Here is a 1,142-nt window from a genome sequence, read left to right on the forward strand (position 1 = left end):
TGGCACGCGAACTCGGCAGGCTGGGACACGCGGTCAAGCTGATTGCGCCGCAACTGGTAAAGCCATACGTGTCGCGCAACAAGAATGACGGGCGCGATGCGGAAGGGCTGTGCGAGGCGGCGAGCCGTCCGCGGATGCGCTATGTGCCGGTGAAGACGACCGAGCAGCAGGCCGCGCTCATGCTACTGGGTGTCCGCGAACAATTGGTCGCACGTCGCACGCAACTCTCCAACACGATCCGCGGGTACGCGGCAGAGTTCGGCCTGACCGAGGCCAAGGGGCTGGACAAGCTCGCCGCGTTCCTGGCGGCGATCCGGCAGGACGAAGGCGTGCCGGCGCTGGCCCGCGAGCTGTTTGCAATGTTGGCTCGCCAATATGAACAGGTGCAGGTCGAGTTGAAGGCGATCGAGGCCAAGCTGCTGGCCTGGCATCGGGCCGATACCACGAGCCGGCGATTGGCGCAGGTCCCGGGGATCGGTCCGGTTACGGCGGCGGCGCTGGTGATGAAGGCGCCTGATCCGAATGCCTTCCGCTCGGGGCGACTGTTCGCAGCCTGGCTCGGCCTGACGCCCAAGGACCATTCCACCGCGGGAAAGATTAGGCTCGGCAAGATCACCCGTGCCGGCGACGAGAGATTGCGTCAGCTTCTTGTGGTCGGGGCGACAGCGGTGGTCAAGCAGGCGATCGGGAAGCAGCGTCGTGGATCGCGCTGGCTGCTCAATCTGCTCGAGCGCAAGACGCCGAAGCAGGCAGCCGTGGCGCTGGCCAACAAGATGGCCCGTATCGCCTGGAAGCTGATGACCACAGGACAGAGTTACGATGCCGCGCGGATCGACGCCCAAGTCGGTGCCGCCGGGTAATTGAGAGAGAGTTGGCCGACCGGCGGGTCGATCCGCCGGTCGAACCGGAGCTGCAAGAGCTGAGGAGATGGTGCGATCGATCGGCCGAAGATGCGAGCAAATCCGTGGGACCCATTGGCCGAAACAGGTCGCGTGGGTGATTGGAACTCGTGTCGCGGAAACCATCTTGGCCAGCGGTCCAACAAGCCGCATCGACAGGCCGGACATATGGATGCAAGCGATCCGATCAAACCTCAAAATGCTCTTGTGCCACGGGGGCCGTCCACATATGGGTCCCGGATC

At 64.4% G+C, this 1,142-nt stretch carries 1 protein-coding gene; it reads left to right on the forward strand.

Going from position 1 to position 1,142, the window contains the following annotated elements:
• On the forward strand, positions 1-860 hold an 860-nt coding region (locus GGD63_RS39920; RefSeq protein ID WP_183250665.1), incomplete at its 5' end, for an IS110 family transposase.
• Positions 861-1,142: the final 282 nt, after the last annotated feature.

It is taken from the genome of Bradyrhizobium sp. cir1 (assembly GCF_014198245.1).
Classification (GTDB): Bacteria; Pseudomonadota; Alphaproteobacteria; order Rhizobiales; family Xanthobacteraceae; genus Bradyrhizobium.